The following is a 15447-nucleotide window of genomic DNA, read 5'->3' as shown; positions in this document are numbered from 1 at the left end:
ACGGTTATCAAAGGTTGAAAGAAAGGAGAAGTATATTGTAGATGACCAGTTAGATGGGTCAATTACAATATACCAGGGAGAAATAATATGTTAGAAGAATTAAAACAACGTGTACTAGATGCCAATTTATTATTGCCAAAATATGGGTTGATCACATTCACATGGGGAAATGTATCTGAAATCGATCGTGAAAAAGGCATCGTAGCTATTAAACCAAGCGGTGTTGAATATGATGTAATGACTCGTGATGATATTGTTCTTGTGGATATGGATGGAAATATTGTGGAAGGAAATCTACGTCCAAGCTCAGATTTAGATACGCATTTGGAATTCTATCGTAATTTTCCAAATATTGGAGGAGTCGTGCATACGCACTCTACTTGGGCAACAAGCTTTGCACAGGCAGGAAAAGATATCATTCCATTAGGAACAACACAGGCTGACTATTTCCATGGAGCCGTTCCATGTACTCGTTTGATGACGGAAGAAGAAATTCATGGAGATTATGAATTGGAAACAGGAAAAGTTATCGTAGAAGAGTTTAAGACACGCAATATCGATCCAGACAGAGTTCCTGGTGTATTGGTACATTCACATGGACCTTTCACATGGGGAACTGATGGATTCAATGCGGTTCATAACGCGGTTGTTTTAGAGGAATGTGCAAAGATGAATGCGATCGCATCTTTATTAAATAATAATGAAATTGATTCAATGCAGCAGGTTCTTTTAGATAAACACTTTAATCGTAAACATGGACCGGGAGCTTATTATGGACAAGCTAAATAGAGAATATAGACTAGGTCTATATGAAAAGAGTATGCCTAGTACGCTTACTTGGGTAGAAAAATTAACGATTGCCAAGAAGAGTGGATTTGACTATTTGGAAATCAGTATTGATGAGAGTGATGCAAAACTTGCAAGATTGGATCAGCCAACAGATGAAATCAAGGAAGCCATTCAAAAAACGGGTGTTCCAATTTCTTCGATGTGTTTAAGTGGACATCGTAAATATCCACTTGGATCTCATGATAAAGAAATTCAAAAGAAGTCACTAGAAATCATGAAGAAAGCCATTGATTTTGCGGCTGATTTAGGTGTTCGTATTATTCAGTTAGCTGGATATGACGTCTATTATGAAGATGGAGATTTATATACAAATCATGATTTTGAAACAAATCTAAAGAAATGTGTGGAAATGGCTGCCGAAAAAGGAATCGTGTTAGGTTTTGAAACGATGGAAACACCATTTATGGATACAGTAGAAAAGGCAATGCGCTATGTAAATCTAGTAAGCAGTCCATATCTAGGTGTATATCCAGATATTGGAAACTTAAAAAATGCATCATTACTGTATGGTGTAGATGTGGACGAAGATTTAATGTGTGGAAAAGGACACATTTTTGCGAGTCATTTAAAAGAAACCGTACCAGGCAAATATCGTGAGATTCCATTTGGGACAGGGCATACAGAGTTTGTAAAGAATATTAAGACATTGAAACGACTTGGAGTGCGTATGTTTGTTGGAGAATTCTGGTATGTGAATAATGAAGATTGGGAAGATGTTGTAAAGAATGCAGGAATCTTCTTAAGAGATAAATTAGATAAGGGATTTGAGTAAATGAATATAAAAGCCATTGTAATGGATATGGATGGAACTTTATTAAATTCAAAAGATAAAATTTCACCAAAGACTAGAGATATTCTAATTGAATGCCAAAAAAATGGGATTAAAGTTGTCCTAGCATCAGGCAGAAATTATGGACGTATTCAACCGTATTTAGAAGAATTAAATCTAAAAAAATATGGAGGATTACTTATCGAAATTAATGGTATTGCGATATATGATATGTCCAAAAACCAGCGAACGATACTAAGACAAATGCATGAAGATGAAGTGCGCCCAGTATTTTCGTATTTGATGAATTTAAATGCAGAAAGCATTGCCGTATATGATGAAGGTTTATTTGATTATATGCCTGATCATATATTAACAATGAAGCAGAAGTTACGTTTATCATTAGATTTACCAGAAGATTATCCGTGGACTGCAGGCGCTTGGTCATGGTTTTGGGATATGAGAAATGGTTATCCTTGCCAAAAATATATTGAAAAAGTAGAAGAAATTGATTGTCCAATTAATAAATTTCAAATTTTGCAAGAAACAGATATTTTAAATGAAGTAGAGGAAAAATTAATTCATAAATATGGGGATCACTTTGAAATCTTTAGAACGACACCTAGACAGATCGAAATGGGTCCTAAAGGATACACAAAAGGGGATACACTATGTCGTTTGATGGAAAAGTTTGGGTGGTCAAAAGATGAAGTGTTTGTGTTTGGTGATGGTGGTAATGATATAAGTATGTTTAAACAAACAAACTACAGTTTTGCTATGGGGCAAGCACTTGAAAGTGTAAAAAATGAAGCAAAGTATATTACTTTATCTAACAATGAAGATGGAATATATGAAGCATTAATGGAATTTAATGTTATTAAAGGAGTTTGAGATGGAAAATAAAATACTTGAATTATACGCAAATCGAATTAGAAAACATATTCTAACTGAAGTATATAGTGCAAAATCAGGACATCCAGGAGGATCGTTGAGTGCTGCAGATATCTTGACAGAACTATACTTTGAACAGATGGATATCAATAATGATAATGTAAATACAATCGATCGTGATCGTTTTGTGTTGAGTAAAGGACATGCTAGTCCAGTATTATATGCTACATTGGCAGAAAAGGGATTTATTGATATTGAAGATTTAAAAGGATTTAGACATATCGATTCAAAATTACAAGGACACCCTAATATGAATTATGTATCTGGTGTGGATATGTCTACTGGATCTTTAGGGCAAGGAATTTCTTGTGCAGTAGGTATGGCCATCTCAAATAAGGTAGATGGAAATGATCATCGTGTTTATGCTTTACTAGGTGATGGAGAATGTGAAGAAGGTGAAGTATGGGAAGCAGCTATGGCGGCAAGTCATTATAAGCTAGATAACTTATGTGCAATTCTAGACTATAACCATTTACAGATCGATGGAAATATTGAGGATGTAATTTCACCAGAACCATTTATGAGTAAGTTTGAAGCTTTTGGATGGAACGTATTAAATGTAAATGGACATGATTTTGATGAACTGAGACATGCATTCAATCAAGCTAAACAAGTTAAGGATAAACCAACAATCATTATTGCCCATACAATCAAGGGTAAAGGTGTATCTTTCATGGAAAATAATTATGCATGGCATGGAGCTGCACCAAATGATGAACAGTATGAAACTGCAATGAAGGAATTAGGAGGTCTTGAATAATGGCAACGGCAACAAGAGAAGCATATGGTAAGACTTTGGCAAAACTAATTGTAGAACATGATGATCTATTTGTATTGGATGCTGATCTTACAAAATCTACAAAGACAATCGAAGCTAAAAAGGCAAGACCTGAACATCATTTCAATATGGGAATTGCCGAAGGAAATATGATGGCAGTCGCTGCAGGTATGGCTGCATCTAATAAAGTAGTGTACGCATCAAGTTTTGCGATGTTTGCGGCAGGCCGAGCTTTTGAGCAAATTCGTAATAGTATTTGTTATCCAAACTTGAATGTAAAAGTATGTGCAACCCATGCTGGAATCAGTGTCGGAGAAGATGGGGCAAGCCATCAGTGTATTGAAGACTTAGCTCTAATGCGTTCTATTCCAAATATGAAGGTATTTCAGCCATGTGATGCCAAACAGACTGAAGAAATCATCAAGGCCGTATACTCTATTGAAGGACCATGTTATGTGCGATTAGGAAGACTTGGAGTAGAGGATGTATATGATGAAAACTACAAATTTGAATTTGGCAAAGGAAATGTACTAAAAAAAGGAAGTAAAGTAGCTATCATTGCGTCTGGATTAATGGTACAGGAAAGTTTAAAAGCGTATGACTTGTTAGAAAATAAACCAACAATCATTGACATTCCAACCATCAAACCAATTGATAAGGAATTGATCATTGAAACAGCAAAGACACATGATGTGATAGTGACTGTCGAAGAACACAATGTATATGGTGGTTTAGGTAGTGCAGTGAGTGAAGTACTAGCACCAGAAGGAATTGCTTGCAAACAATTTATGTTAGGTATGCAGGATGTATTTGGTAGAAGTGGAAAACCAAAGGATCTATTGGATTATTATGGTTTGGATGCTAAACATATTGCAGAAAAAATCAAGGATATCACAGAAAAATAGTATTTAATAAAACAAGTCACCTGATAGTTGGGTGGCTTGTTTAGCGTTTATGAAATATTTTTTAGGAATTTAAGCGATTTAATAATGTTTTCACATTGGACCTTTATAATAGGAATTGGCTACTGGATGTGGTTGGTGGTTGCCTCTTGTTAAGGAGATTTAAAGCCTTGAATCTTGAGTTCCAGGTAAGTAGATCCTTCTATTTTTTTACAGGAGGAAAGCTTATGTATATATATCTACATATTGATGTTGCTATGTGCTTATTTGCCATAGTAGAAATACTAAAAGTAACATTGATTATTATAGAAAAATGCAAAAAGCACTAATCACCACTCGCAATGGAAATAGATTAGTGCTTAAGCATTAGTTTTATTTCAGAGCAGCCACTGCTTTTCCAGTAGCTTTTCTATATTTGTATTATACCGATAAAGAAGTATTTATGCAAATTTATTTATTGATTGATTGATAGTGCAAAGGAATACACTACTATAGAAAAATGTAAAAAGCACTAATCACCACTGACAATGGAAATAGAATAGTGCTTTAGCATTAACTATATTTCAGAGCAGCCACTGTATCCAGTAGTCTTTCTGAATTATACCGATAAAGGAATGGTTATGCAAATTTATTGGATTATTATGGTTTGGATGCCAAACATATTGCAGAAAAAGTTAAGGAAATTGTTAAATAGTAAAAAAAGCAGACTGGGAATCTAGAAATTTTAGAATTCAGTCTGTTTTTCTATATTGGTTTGTTATAATTAAACATAGAGATCATTATATATTACAGAAAGGAAGAGAAAGTATGGACTATGAAATGAAAGTGTATCCAATGCATTTTGAAAATGGAAAAACAGAATGGTGTGTTGAATATCCAGATTTAAAAGGATGCGTAGGTGGTGGAGATACAATTGAAGAAGCAATTGCGGATGCCGAAGCTACTAAAAGAGTGTATCTAAAATATTTAGAAGAAAATGAAAAACAATGCTCTAAATCATGAGCATTGTTCAAGTTAATACAGAATAAAAAAATCATTCTCATAATAATCTAAAGGAAGATCTTTTTCACTGATAAAGTCAATCTGAATACGATCAATGTTTTGAAGATCTTTAATTACTTTATTAATGTTTTTTTCGTTTCCTTGTAGTTGTGCAGTAACACTACCATCCTCGTTATTCTTGGCATAGCCTGTAATGCCTAATGGTTTGGCATGGCTTTGTATTTCAAAACGAAAACCAATGTTTTGAACATTTCCTTCAAAACGAAATTCTTTACGAATTGTCCCTGGTGGCAATTCTCTTTTTATTTTCTCTTTCTTTTTAAAAAATTTAAACATAATTAGTATCCTATTCTATATACATTATAAGGTCTTATCGTAAAAAATTCTAATATAGTTATAGTTATTTATAAGATAACCAGAAATTTCCTCTGTGGTATACTTATAAGGATAGCGAGTCTATCTAAGAAAGTAAGCTTTACACAGATATTAAAAAGTAACACATTAAATGTGGTAAAAAGTTTTTGATTATCAAGAAAATTACCACATTAAAAAGGCGTGAGTTTTTACGTAAGCGTATACAATTTATGTTATTTTTTATGTGTAAGGTGATGAGGTGAGTATGAAAGAAGCAAAAAAACAATACTATAATACAGAAATACTAAATTGTCTTATTGATGGAGATGTCGTATCGACCCAGCAAATTGCAGATGCGGTTGGTATGTCTGAAAAATCTATCCGAAATAAAATTTTTGATATTAATGAATATCTTCAAGAAAATGATATGGGTATCATTCAGAAAAAGCCTCGTGTTGGAATGTGGTTGGAATGTACGGAAGAGCAGAAACAAAAATTACAGTCGGTTTTAATGAATCGAAATACGGTAGTTGTCAAAGATGATGATAATGATCGTGTAATGGAGCTTTTAAAAATATTCTTTAAGTTAAGGCCATGGGAAACAATCACCACATAAAGGTTGACTGAAGAATTGTATTTGAGTGCACCTACTGTGTTGAAGGTTATTCGTGAATGTGAAAAATGGTTGGCTCCATATAAAGTGAAAATCGCGAATGAGAAGAATAGAGGTTATCGCTTAGATTGTAATGAGAATGAATACCGTGTTGCGATGAAGGATTTTATCATGAGTGATTTTGATAATGAAAAGATTAAATCCAATATGGATTATTTCTTCTATAACATGGATACGAAATTGATTCAAAAATCAATTATTGAAACAGAAAATGAATGGAACTATCGATTTACCGATGAGTCATTCTATGAAATTTTCATTTATTGTTGTATCGCATATCAGCGTAGAGAGATTGAACCACCAAAGGTGGAAGATCGAGGAGAGATTCAAATCCTACAAAAATACAATGAATATCCTTTCACGGTGGCAATATTTAAGAAGCTACAGGAAAAGCTACATGTATTCTTTTCGAATGAAGAAGTGTTATTTTTAGCCATTCAGATGATGTGCTCAAAATTTATTGGTATTTCAGCCGTAGATGAAACACTTGAACAAGTACAGAAATATGACAATAAATTAATTGAATTTGTCGATATGTCACTGCATGTTGTTGGAAATATTTTGGATGTGGATTTATCGCAGGATGAAAAGCTAAAGGAAAGTTTGATTATACATTTAAGACCAACGATATTTAGAATCCGTCATGGCTTGTCTCAAACAAACTCATTAGTACATTTCATTAAGTCAGAATATAAAACAGTATTTAGAGCTACTATGTCTATAAGTATTATGTTTGAAGAATATTATGGTCTTCAATTAACAGAGGATGAAGTTGGTTACATTGTTTTATATATACAATCTTCACTTGAAAGAATCAAACGTCATTTCAATGTATTATTGATTGCCGACTTTTCAAGAGGACATGCACAGCTGTTGACGGAGCGATTAAAAAAATCAATTCCAGAAATCAATGAGATTCGTGTTATGAGTACGCATGACTATAAATTGTATGGAGATAAGACAAGTGATGTGATTATCACGCAAAAGGAATTGGATGTAAAAGATTCTCGGATTATTGTGATTCCAAACTTATTAAGTGATAGTGGAATTGTAAGTCTAAGAGAACAAATAGAAGTGGTATTAAAAAACAGAAATGAAAAAGTAACATCATTCTCTCCAGAATGTTATCCATTATTAGATCCAGATCTAATCTTTGTACATCAAAAGTATGAAGATAAAGAATCACTATTAAGCTTTATGTCATCGACAATGGCAAAGCGTGGATATGTTTCGACGGATTTCTTTGAAACAGTAATGGAAAGAGAAAAGGCCACAACAACTTCGATTGGAAACAATATTAGTGTAACGCATGGTGCACAAAGCGAAGTTATTGAACCTAAATTATCAATTGCCGTATTAGATAAACCAATACGCTGGAATGATGATGAAGTTGATCTTGTATTTTTATTAGGATTTAAAATGACAACTCCAGAAGAAATTAAAAGAATCCAGTGTTTCTATAAGGAATATATTTCAATTATAGAAAGAGAAGAAAATTTGAAAAAAATTAAATCAATGAAATCAAACATAGATTTATATAAATTTTTAATTCAATAGGAGGTAGAAGGAAATGGAATTAAAAGACGTATTAGATGAAAGAATTATCGATTTAAACATGGAGGCAAAAAATAAGGATGAAGCAATTCGTCATTTGGCTGCCAAATTGAAAGATGCCAATTATATTGGAGATGTTGATGAATTCGTAAAAGATATCTATCTTCGTGAATCAGAAGGTGTTACTGGTATTGGAAACTTTGTTGCGATTCCACATGGAAAAAGTGATTCTGTAACACAGGTAGGAATTGCGATTGGTAAATTAAATAATGAAATCGAGTGGGAAACATTAGATGGCCAAGGCGTAAAACTTATTTTCTTATTTGCCGTAAGCAATGATCATGAATATGCAAGAAATCATATGAAGTTATTGGCTCAGATTGCTGGTAAATTAGGAAACGATGAAAACATCGAAAAATTATTAAACGCAAAAACAGTAGAAGAACTAAAAGAAGTATTTAACTAATATGTGTAACTAAGCAGATCTTGTGGGTCTGCTTTTTTTCTGTGATTAACAAATAAAAGTTACCACAATTAAATCCGGTAATTTAATACGGACATTTGAAAAAGTACCACATTAAAAAGTCTTTCCGTTTTATTTTCCGGAATAAATTACCACAATAAAATGCCCTCTATTAATGTGTAAGAAAGCGCTTTCCATTGTATCATTTAGACAGTTAAAGAGAGGACATAAGTCCTGAAGAAAGGAGATAGTAATATGAAAATTGTTGCCGTTGCTGCTTGTACATCAGGTATTGCGCACACTTATATTGCTAAAGAAAAATTGATCCGTGCCGCTGAAGCATTAGGACACGAGATCCACGTGGAAACACAAGGTACTATTGGAACTGAAGATGAATTAACTCCAGAACAAATCCAAGAAGCGGATGTTGTTATTCTTGCAGTTGATATTCAGATCACTGGTACAGAACGTTTCAAAGACAAAAAGGTTGTTAAAGTTGGAACTAGCTTAGTAACTAAAGCGCCTAAACAATTGCTTGAAAAAGTAGAAGCAGAATTAAACAAAACTAAATAAGCTTAATAATAAAAAAGGAGAGTAAAAAAATGAAAAAAGCATTAGCAGAAATTAAAAAGCACTTGCTAACAGCGATTTCTTACATGTTGCCACTAGTTGTTGCATCTGGTTTGTTAATTGCCGTTGGTAACTTAATGGGAGGAGAAGTTGTAACAGATCTTAGTAAGATGACTGTTCCTAGCGCATTCACTTCACTTGGTGTTCTAGGTATGGGATTATTACCATCATTCATTGGTGGATACATTTCTTATTCTATCGCTGACCGTCCAGGTATTGCCCCAGGTTTCTTAATGGGTCAAATCGCATCATTCTTAGGAGCAGGATTCCTTGGAGGAATGATTGGTGGTTTCGTTGCTGGTTATATTGCATTAGCTATTCGTAAATATGTAAAAGTTCCTAAATGGGCTGAAGCTTTAATGCCAATGATGATTATCCCAACATTAACAGCTATGATTGGTGGATTATTAATGTACTTCGTATTAGGTGGACCAATCACTGCTATGACTAACGGATTAAATAACTTCGTAACTGGATTAGACCAATCTCAAAAAACATTATACGGATTCGTTATTGGATTCATCGGATGTATTGACTTCGGTGGAGCAATCAGTAAAGTTCCTAACTTAATTTGTGATGGTTTATTATTAGATGGAATTACAGAACCAGAAGCAATCAAAGTATTAGCTGCTATGGTACCTCCAATTGGTGTAACTTTTGGATGGTTGTTATCAAAAGTATTGAAGAAGAGAATCTTTACAGCTCAAGAAGAAGATGCAATCAAAGTTGCATTCCCAATGGGATTATGTATGATTTCTGAAGGTGTTATCCCTATCGCAATGAACGACTTACTTCGTACAGTTGCTTCAACTTCAATTGGATGTGGTGTATGTGGAGCAATCAGCTTTACATTCGGCGTTGGATCTAAAGTTCCATCAGGTGGAGTATTCGTAATTCCAGCAATGTCAAATCCATTTATTGCAGTAGTTGCATTATTAGCAGGAAGTTGTGTAACAGCAATCTTATTAAATGTATTGAAGAAAAAATTAACTGATGAAGAATACGCTGGCGGATCTGTTGACGAAGAAGAAGCTGAAGTAGATTTATCAGGAATCTCATTCGAATAAAAAAGTTTAAGTTTAAGAAGAAGGATAAAAAATATGTATGTTTCAATGAAAGGAATGCTTGAAAGAGCAAACCAAGGAAATTATGCTGTGATGGCTATAAATTGTTTTAACATCGAAACGACTCGTGCATGCATTGAGGCTGCACAGTCGCTTCGAGCGCCAATCATTATTAACATTGTGCAAGAACACATGGTCAATCATTGTGATAGCGATTTAATTGCTCCAATTGTAAAGAAATTGGCAAATAGAGCAAGTGTGGAAGTTGCACTTAACTTCGATCATGGGCAAGAGGTGCCTTTATTAAAGAAGGCGTTGCACGACGGATATTCAAGTGTAATGGTAGATGCTTCCAGATATGATTTGGAAGGTAATATTAAAATGACTCGTGAAATTGTTGAGTTTGCTCAAGAATTTGACGCATCAGTTGAAGGTGAAATAGGATGCATGGGGGCCACTGAAGGAGAAGAATTCACTAGTGATCAGATGAAAACGAATCCTCAGCAAGCATTGCGATTTGCACAAGAAACAGGTATTGATGCATTAGCTGTATCATACGGATCAAGTCATGGAAATTATCCAGAAGGATATGTTCCGGAATTTGATTTTGAAAGATTAAAAGAAATTAAAGAACTTACAAAAATGCCACTTGTATTACACGGTGGATCTGGTTCAGGTGATGAAAACATCTTGAAATCAGTAAAATATGGAATCAATAAAATTAATGTTGGTTGTGACTTTATGAATGCGAACACAGGAGCAATCAAAAAGCACTTGGCAGCAGATCCAGACATCAACTTCTGGGTAATGATGCACCAGGTTGAAAAAGAAAGTCAAGAATTAGTTAAACATTATATCCGCTTATCCGGATCAGAAGGAAAATCTTTATAGTTTAAATAGGAGGTAACATATTATGTTAATGAACATGAAAGATTTGCTAACAGTAGCACAAAAAAACCACTTTGCAGTACCTGCATTCAACATTGGATCTGACCAATTGTTAAAAGCAGTTATGAAGACTGTAAAAGAATTGAAATCACCAGTTATTTTGGAAATGAGTCCAGATGAATTCAATTTCGTTGGAAACGCACAAATTCAAGCTATGCTTTATGAAGCAGCTCATACAGATGTTCCTGTATGTATTCACTTAGACCACGGTGATTCATATGAAACAGTAGTACGTGCTATTCAAGCAGGTATGACATCAGTAATGATCGATGCATCTAAACTTCCATACGAAGAAAACGTTGCTATTACTAAAAAAGTTGTTGAAACAGCACACATCGCTAACGTTTCAGTAGAATCAGAATTAGGTACAATTGGTACAACAGGTAACTCTATTGAAGGTGGAACTGAAGGTGTTATCTACACAGTTCCAGAAGAAGCAAAACAATTCATTGAAGATACAGGAATCGATACATTCGCATGTGCTATCGGTACAGCTCATGGTATCTATCCAAAAGATATGAAACCAGAATTACGTATTGATATCTTAAAAGAAATCACTGACCAAGTTTCAGTACCATTAGTATTACATGGTGGATCATCAAATAAAGATGAAGAAATCGCTGAAGCAGTTAAGAATGGTATCTGCAAAATCAACATTTCAAGTGATATCAAAGTTGCATTCTACGAACAAGCACGTAAAACATTAAATGAAAACCCAGGATACAGAGAACCATTAGAAATCTATCCTGCAGCTATGGAAGCATGTGGAAAAGTATGTGCTGACAAAATTAGATTATTTAACTCTCAAGACAAAGTTAAATGTTATTACGAATAAGAATTAAGTAGCAGATAATTACATATAAAAGGAAACCTTGAGTTTCCTTTTTCTATAGAATGGAGAATATACAATGAAATATGCAGTCGCAATTGATATTGGAGGAACCAATACACGAGTAGCGTTGATTGATGAAAAATATAAAATTGAGGAAAGAGCACAATTCTCTACTGATGCCGATAATCCAGATATTACCCTATTTAAAATTAAACAAGCCATTGAAAGGTTTGATAAAGAAATTGTTGGAGTAGGAATGTCATGTCCAGGTCCATTAGATTTGATTGAAGGGAAAATTTTAACTACACCAAATCTACATGGAAAGTGGCATGGACTTTGTATCACAAAAGAATTAGAAAATCTGATTCATAAACCTGTCTATTTAGAAAATGATGCAAATCTTGCAGCTCTTGCAGAAGCTATAATTGGGGAAGGAAAAGAGTATAATATTGTTCAATACTTAACTGTTTCCACAGGACTTGGAGCAGGACTTGTAATTAATAAAAAAGTATTCCAAGGAGCTCATGGATTTGCAAATGAAGTAGCCAATGTATGTTTATGGGATAATGGGCCAAGTCACGGAAGCATTTATCCAGGCGGCGTAGAAGCAATTTGTAGTGGAACTGCCATTGAGCAACGTGCAGAAAAAGCAGGCTTAATTGTAGCTCATGCAGGAGAAGTAAATGATTTAGCTTTAAAAGGAAATTTAGAAGCACAAAAGATTATGGACGATGCTAAATTGTATTTGGCAAACTTTATTGCTGGTATTCAAGCATTTATTGATCCGGAAATTGTAATTCTAGGAGGATCTGTAGCTTTAAAGATTCCTGGATTTGTAGAAGATGTTGAAAGCTTAGTAAAAACAAAGGTATATCCAGTAGTTGAACCATTAGTAAAAGTAAGAAAATCAACTCTAAATGAAGATAGCGGACTATTAGGAGCGGCTTGTTTAGCATTTAATAGTTAACACACAATAAAATGGCCGATATTCAGTGGGAGTGAAATATCGGTCATTTTGTTATATATAGAAACAGATACTACGATTAGGATATTTTAATGTAAGTATTGTTGTTGGAATAGGAGAAATAAATACATAATAGTAATCTGTTGCTACCAAATAATTGGTTTATTTTTGGACGTGTCCTGAACCGTCTCCACCAGCTAATTGCAACACTTCGTCCATACTCACTATGTTGAAATCACCTTCAATGGAGTGTTTTAAACAACTTGCAGCTATCAAAATTCGATTATTGACTTTTGCATCATATCCTTCTAGACTTGCTGCAATCAATCCAGCGCCAAAGCTATCTACACCATCGACTCTGTCTACAATCTGCATCTTGTATTTATTTGAGAAATAGTAATCTTTTCCATCATACAACATAGCGGACCAGTTGTTGATATTGGCATTGATAGTCTCTCTTAATGTGATAGCTACTTCTTTATATCCTTCGCGATTCCAATAGGATATCCATATTTAATAATAGGTTAATCCTTTTCAATATCTTTCAACGTAAATTTATGTCTTTGGGCAATATCTTCAATAAGTGTAATTTCTTGTCCATCGACATTACATATAGTCCCTTTTTCTAGAGGACATGGTGCAACAGTTACCAAGTCGTTAAAATGAATCTTATAAATTTTTGCACAATTTCTACCTGTCTATATTTTAAATGTCAGATGTAAGTGTTTACACAGAACAACCCTGTTTTTTGAATAAAGCAATAGAAAAATTTAAAAAGCTTACAAATAAGTATGTTTCATATCTGTTTTTTGATAAAATATAGAAAAAGAGATAATAACCCCTTAATTACAAGTGTGAAAACGATTTTAAAAAAAATTGACTTATGAAATGTGAGTGGCTACAACAAGAAATATGATGTAAGTACTTGCAATTTTCAGTGCGTTGGAATAGGGTTGAGGAGTGAAACAATTATGAACATTTATGACATTGCCAAATTATCAGGCGTATCGATTGCGACAGTATCGCGAGTAATCAATAATAGTCCTAAGGTTTCAGAAAAAACGAAAAAGAAAGTCTGGGACGTTATGAATGAGTATGATTACACACCCAATGTATTTGCCAGAGGCTTAGGATTAAATTCGGTTAAAACGGTTGGCTTGGTTTGCCCAGATGTATCCGATCGTTATATGGCAAGTGCGATTGCGTATTTAGAAAAGAATTTACGCAAGTATGGATATGACTCGATTTTAATGTGTAGTGGCTTTGATTATGAAGAAAAAGTGGAAGCTGTAAAAATATTATTGGATCGAAGAATTGATGCGATGATATTAGTCGGTTCACATTATGCAGGGGATTGCGGACAGAATGATATTCAATACCTTAAAGATGCTGCCCAGAAAGTTCCTGTGGTACTTATGAATGGTTACATTCGAGTGCCAGGAGTATATTGTGTTTTAACAGATAATTATAAAGCGGTTTATGATACTGTATGTAATCTAATCGAAGTTGGAAGGAAGAAAATTGTGTTTTTGTATGATGCCAATTCGTACAGCACAGTAAAAAAATTAGAGGGATATCAAGATGCACTGATTGATAATGGTTTAAAGGTGCAGGAAGAATACAAGATATTTATGCCAAATAACGTATTAAAGGCAAGAGATTTACTGACAAAGAAAAAGTTAGATTTTGATGCCGTAATCGCCAGTGATGATGCGATGGCTGTTGGTGCACTTAAATATGTGCATCAAATCAATAAGTCGATTCCTGAAGATGTCAATGTCGTTGGATTCAATAACTCAGAACTATGTGTTTGTTGCTATCCGGAAATGAGTTCTATTGATTCACAAGAAGAAGAGTTAAGTGAAATTGCGGTTGATTCGCTTATTAAAATTCTTGCGGGAAAATCAGTTCGACAAAAAATGGAGATTCCATGTAAATTTATTAAGCGAAATACAACACAGTTCTAATATTAGGAGGATTACTGTGAAGTTGATCAAGAAAAGACTTTTTCGTAGGAAAAGTCTTTTCTTGTCGCCACGTTCTTTGATTTCAGGTGTTCCATCGTATGGCATCAAATTAAGCCTAGCGTGAAGATCGGCGCGACTTCTGAGCAATTCTTGTATTTCACTATATTGTACGGGCATGATTTTTCCTCCTTGTAGGGAACAATTATTATAATTATAATACAACAATGCTCCCCAAAACTATAAACTCAAGACATATTATGTTCAAATCGCACTATATTCAAATAAAAAGGATTCCTCTGTCATCGTAGACAGAAGCACCGGATGACCGCTGTGGGACAGTTTTTGTTCCAGTGTTAGCTTCATGAGTTCTTTTGTAGGAGGTGACACATCCTTAACTCCATGACCGAATGGAACAACAGTAAAGATCACGCCTTTACGGTTCTGTACAAACTGTACAGTTCCCCAGCATTCGAAGGAAATTTCTCTGATATTGAAGAGTTCACCAAGATGCTCAAGGAGCTTTTCGATGTAGCCGTAGTGGACAACTTTCCTTTTGAGGTTTCCAGATAGCTTTGTCGGTCCCAGATATCGTATAAGACCTGAAAATACAAATTTGTATTAATCAAACAATGGAAGTTGAAGCAAGAAGCTGGGTTGTTTGTAGCCGAGTAGTTCACTACCTTAAGTAAATAAAAATACTCAAAGGTGAAAAATCAATTGAAAATATTCTTTTGGAGGTGTCATAAT

17 protein-coding genes are annotated in these 15447 nt (G+C 34.2%); 15 read left to right on the top strand and 2 right to left on the bottom strand.

All coding sequences use genetic code 11. The annotated features are described in order from the left end of the window. The first annotated feature begins 87 nt into the window (after positions 1-87). The 6 genes from Q0E86_RS08185 (at position 88) to Q0E86_RS08160 (ending at position 5251) form a co-directional block, all read left to right on the top strand. The gene (locus Q0E86_RS08185) at positions 88-789 is read left to right on the top strand and encodes an L-ribulose-5-phosphate 4-epimerase (RefSeq protein ID WP_295756030.1); all 702 of its coding nucleotides are present in this window, start codon (positions 88-90) and stop codon (positions 787-789) included. After that, positions 773-1621 (top strand): L-ribulose-5-phosphate 3-epimerase, encoded by an 849-nt coding sequence (locus tag Q0E86_RS08180; RefSeq protein ID WP_295756027.1) that lies wholly within the window; start codon positions 773-775, stop codon positions 1619-1621. Before Q0E86_RS08185 ends, Q0E86_RS08180 begins: the two co-directional genes overlap by 17 nt. Next, positions 1622-2509: a Cof-type HAD-IIB family hydrolase gene (locus Q0E86_RS08175; protein ID WP_295756024.1), complete on the top strand. Its 888-nt coding sequence runs from the start codon at positions 1622-1624 to the stop codon at positions 2507-2509. Between the two features lies 1 nt (position 2510). Further along, a complete protein-coding gene (locus Q0E86_RS08170) occupies positions 2511-3329 on the top strand; it encodes a transketolase (RefSeq protein WP_295756022.1) in 819 nt (272 codons plus the stop codon). Continuing rightward, on the top strand, positions 3326-4252 hold the full coding sequence (locus tag Q0E86_RS08165; RefSeq protein WP_288537020.1) for a transketolase family protein: 927 nt from the start codon (positions 3326-3328) through the stop codon (positions 4250-4252). The genes Q0E86_RS08170 and Q0E86_RS08165 overlap by 4 nt, the downstream gene beginning before the upstream one ends. A gap of 804 nt (positions 4253-5056) precedes the next feature. Continuing rightward, positions 5057-5251, top strand: a complete 195-nt coding sequence (locus Q0E86_RS08160) for a type II toxin-antitoxin system HicB family antitoxin (RefSeq protein WP_288537013.1) — start codon at positions 5057-5059, stop codon at positions 5249-5251. Positions 5252-5263: 12 nt separating this feature from the next. Here the strand turns inward: Q0E86_RS08160 and Q0E86_RS08155 are convergent, their stop codons facing one another. Continuing rightward, positions 5264-5587, bottom strand: a complete 324-nt coding sequence (locus Q0E86_RS08155) for an acylphosphatase (protein ID WP_295756019.1) — start codon at positions 5585-5587, stop codon at positions 5264-5266. A gap of 283 nt (positions 5588-5870) precedes the next feature. Here Q0E86_RS08155 and Q0E86_RS08150 point away from each other — a divergent pair, with 283 nt between their 5' ends. The 8 genes from Q0E86_RS08150 to Q0E86_RS08115 all read left to right on the top strand — a co-directional run bounded on the left by Q0E86_RS08150 (position 5871) and on the right by Q0E86_RS08115 (position 12736). After that, positions 5871-6221: a helix-turn-helix domain-containing protein gene (locus tag Q0E86_RS08150; RefSeq protein ID WP_295756017.1), complete on the top strand. Its 351-nt coding sequence runs from the start codon at positions 5871-5873 to the stop codon at positions 6219-6221. 3 nt (positions 6222-6224) lie between these two features. Continuing rightward, a complete protein-coding gene (locus Q0E86_RS08145) occupies positions 6225-7835 on the top strand; it encodes a transcription antiterminator (RefSeq protein WP_367117391.1) in 1611 nt (536 codons plus the stop codon). A 13-nt stretch (positions 7836-7848) separates the two neighbouring features. Beyond that, positions 7849-8298 (top strand): PTS sugar transporter subunit IIA, encoded by a 450-nt coding sequence (locus Q0E86_RS08140; protein ID WP_117992444.1) that lies wholly within the window; start codon positions 7849-7851, stop codon positions 8296-8298. Positions 8299-8550: 252 nt separating this feature from the next. Next, entirely contained in the window at positions 8551-8868 is a 318-nt protein-coding gene (locus Q0E86_RS08135; protein ID WP_117992443.1) for a PTS fructose transporter subunit IIB, read from the top strand. 29 nt (positions 8869-8897) lie between these two features. Continuing rightward, a complete protein-coding gene (locus tag Q0E86_RS08130) occupies positions 8898-9992 on the top strand; it encodes a PTS fructose transporter subunit IIC (protein WP_295756012.1) in 1095 nt (364 codons plus the stop codon). Between the two features lie 33 nt (positions 9993-10025). Beyond that, the gene (locus Q0E86_RS08125) at positions 10026-10880 is read left to right on the top strand and encodes a class II fructose-bisphosphate aldolase (protein WP_288518764.1); all 855 of its coding nucleotides are present in this window, start codon (positions 10026-10028) and stop codon (positions 10878-10880) included. A 22-nt stretch (positions 10881-10902) separates the two neighbouring features. Further along, positions 10903-11772, top strand: coding sequence for a ketose-bisphosphate aldolase (locus Q0E86_RS08120; RefSeq protein ID WP_288518766.1), 870 nt, complete (start codon positions 10903-10905; stop codon positions 11770-11772). Between the two features lie 73 nt (positions 11773-11845). Continuing rightward, a complete protein-coding gene (locus Q0E86_RS08115) occupies positions 11846-12736 on the top strand; it encodes an ROK family protein (RefSeq protein WP_295756006.1) in 891 nt (296 codons plus the stop codon). A 159-nt stretch (positions 12737-12895) separates the two neighbouring features. On the opposite strand, the gene Q0E86_RS08110 is transcribed toward Q0E86_RS08115, so the two are convergent. Further along, positions 12896-13153: a hypothetical protein gene (locus Q0E86_RS08110; RefSeq protein WP_295756003.1), complete on the bottom strand. Its 258-nt coding sequence runs from the start codon at positions 13151-13153 to the stop codon at positions 12896-12898. A gap of 551 nt (positions 13154-13704) precedes the next feature. Between Q0E86_RS08110 and Q0E86_RS08105 the strand changes: the two genes are divergently transcribed. After that, positions 13705-14700: a LacI family DNA-binding transcriptional regulator gene (locus tag Q0E86_RS08105; RefSeq protein ID WP_295756001.1), complete on the top strand. Its 996-nt coding sequence runs from the start codon at positions 13705-13707 to the stop codon at positions 14698-14700. Positions 14701-15447 lie beyond the last annotated feature (747 nt).

Source organism: uncultured Holdemanella sp. (assembly GCF_934754935.1).
Classification (GTDB): domain Bacteria; phylum Bacillota_I; class Bacilli_A; order Erysipelotrichales; family Erysipelotrichaceae; genus Holdemanella.
The sequence above is the reverse complement of the archived record's forward strand: the minus strand, read 5'-3'. Positions and strand labels throughout refer to the sequence as shown.

Excerpts from the sequence above, each read along its gene's own strand:
- Q0E86_RS08130 (WP_295756012.1), top strand. The coding sequence starts at position 8,898 with ATGAAAAAAGCATTAGCAGAAATTAAAAAGCACTTGCTAACAGCGATT.
- Q0E86_RS08125 (WP_288518764.1), top strand. The coding sequence starts at position 10,026 with ATGTATGTTTCAATGAAAGGAATGCTTGAAAGAGCAAACCAAGGAAAT.
- Q0E86_RS08120 (WP_288518766.1), top strand. The coding sequence starts at position 10,903 with ATGTTAATGAACATGAAAGATTTGCTAACAGTAGCACAAAAAAACCAC.
- Q0E86_RS08170 (WP_295756022.1), top strand. The coding sequence starts at position 2,511 with ATGGAAAATAAAATACTTGAATTATACGCAAATCGAATTAGAAAACAT.
- Q0E86_RS08110 (WP_295756003.1), bottom strand. The coding sequence starts at position 13,153 with ATGTTGTATGATGGAAAAGATTACTATTTCTCAAATAAATACAAGATG.
- Q0E86_RS08115 (WP_295756006.1), top strand. The coding sequence starts at position 11,846 with ATGAAATATGCAGTCGCAATTGATATTGGAGGAACCAATACACGAGTA.
- Q0E86_RS08150 (WP_295756017.1), top strand. The coding sequence starts at position 5,871 with ATGAAAGAAGCAAAAAAACAATACTATAATACAGAAATACTAAATTGT.
- Q0E86_RS08180 (WP_295756027.1), top strand. The coding sequence starts at position 773 with ATGGACAAGCTAAATAGAGAATATAGACTAGGTCTATATGAAAAGAGT.
- Q0E86_RS08140 (WP_117992444.1), top strand. The coding sequence starts at position 7,849 with ATGGAATTAAAAGACGTATTAGATGAAAGAATTATCGATTTAAACATG.
- Q0E86_RS08185 (WP_295756030.1), top strand. The coding sequence starts at position 88 with ATGTTAGAAGAATTAAAACAACGTGTACTAGATGCCAATTTATTATTG.
- Q0E86_RS08175 (WP_295756024.1), top strand. The coding sequence starts at position 1,622 with ATGAATATAAAAGCCATTGTAATGGATATGGATGGAACTTTATTAAAT.
- Q0E86_RS08160 (WP_288537013.1), top strand. The coding sequence starts at position 5,057 with ATGGACTATGAAATGAAAGTGTATCCAATGCATTTTGAAAATGGAAAA.
- Q0E86_RS08105 (WP_295756001.1), top strand. The coding sequence starts at position 13,705 with ATGAACATTTATGACATTGCCAAATTATCAGGCGTATCGATTGCGACA.
- Q0E86_RS08155 (WP_295756019.1), bottom strand. The coding sequence starts at position 5,587 with ATGTTTAAATTTTTTAAAAAGAAAGAGAAAATAAAAAGAGAATTGCCA.
- Q0E86_RS08135 (WP_117992443.1), top strand. The coding sequence starts at position 8,551 with ATGAAAATTGTTGCCGTTGCTGCTTGTACATCAGGTATTGCGCACACT.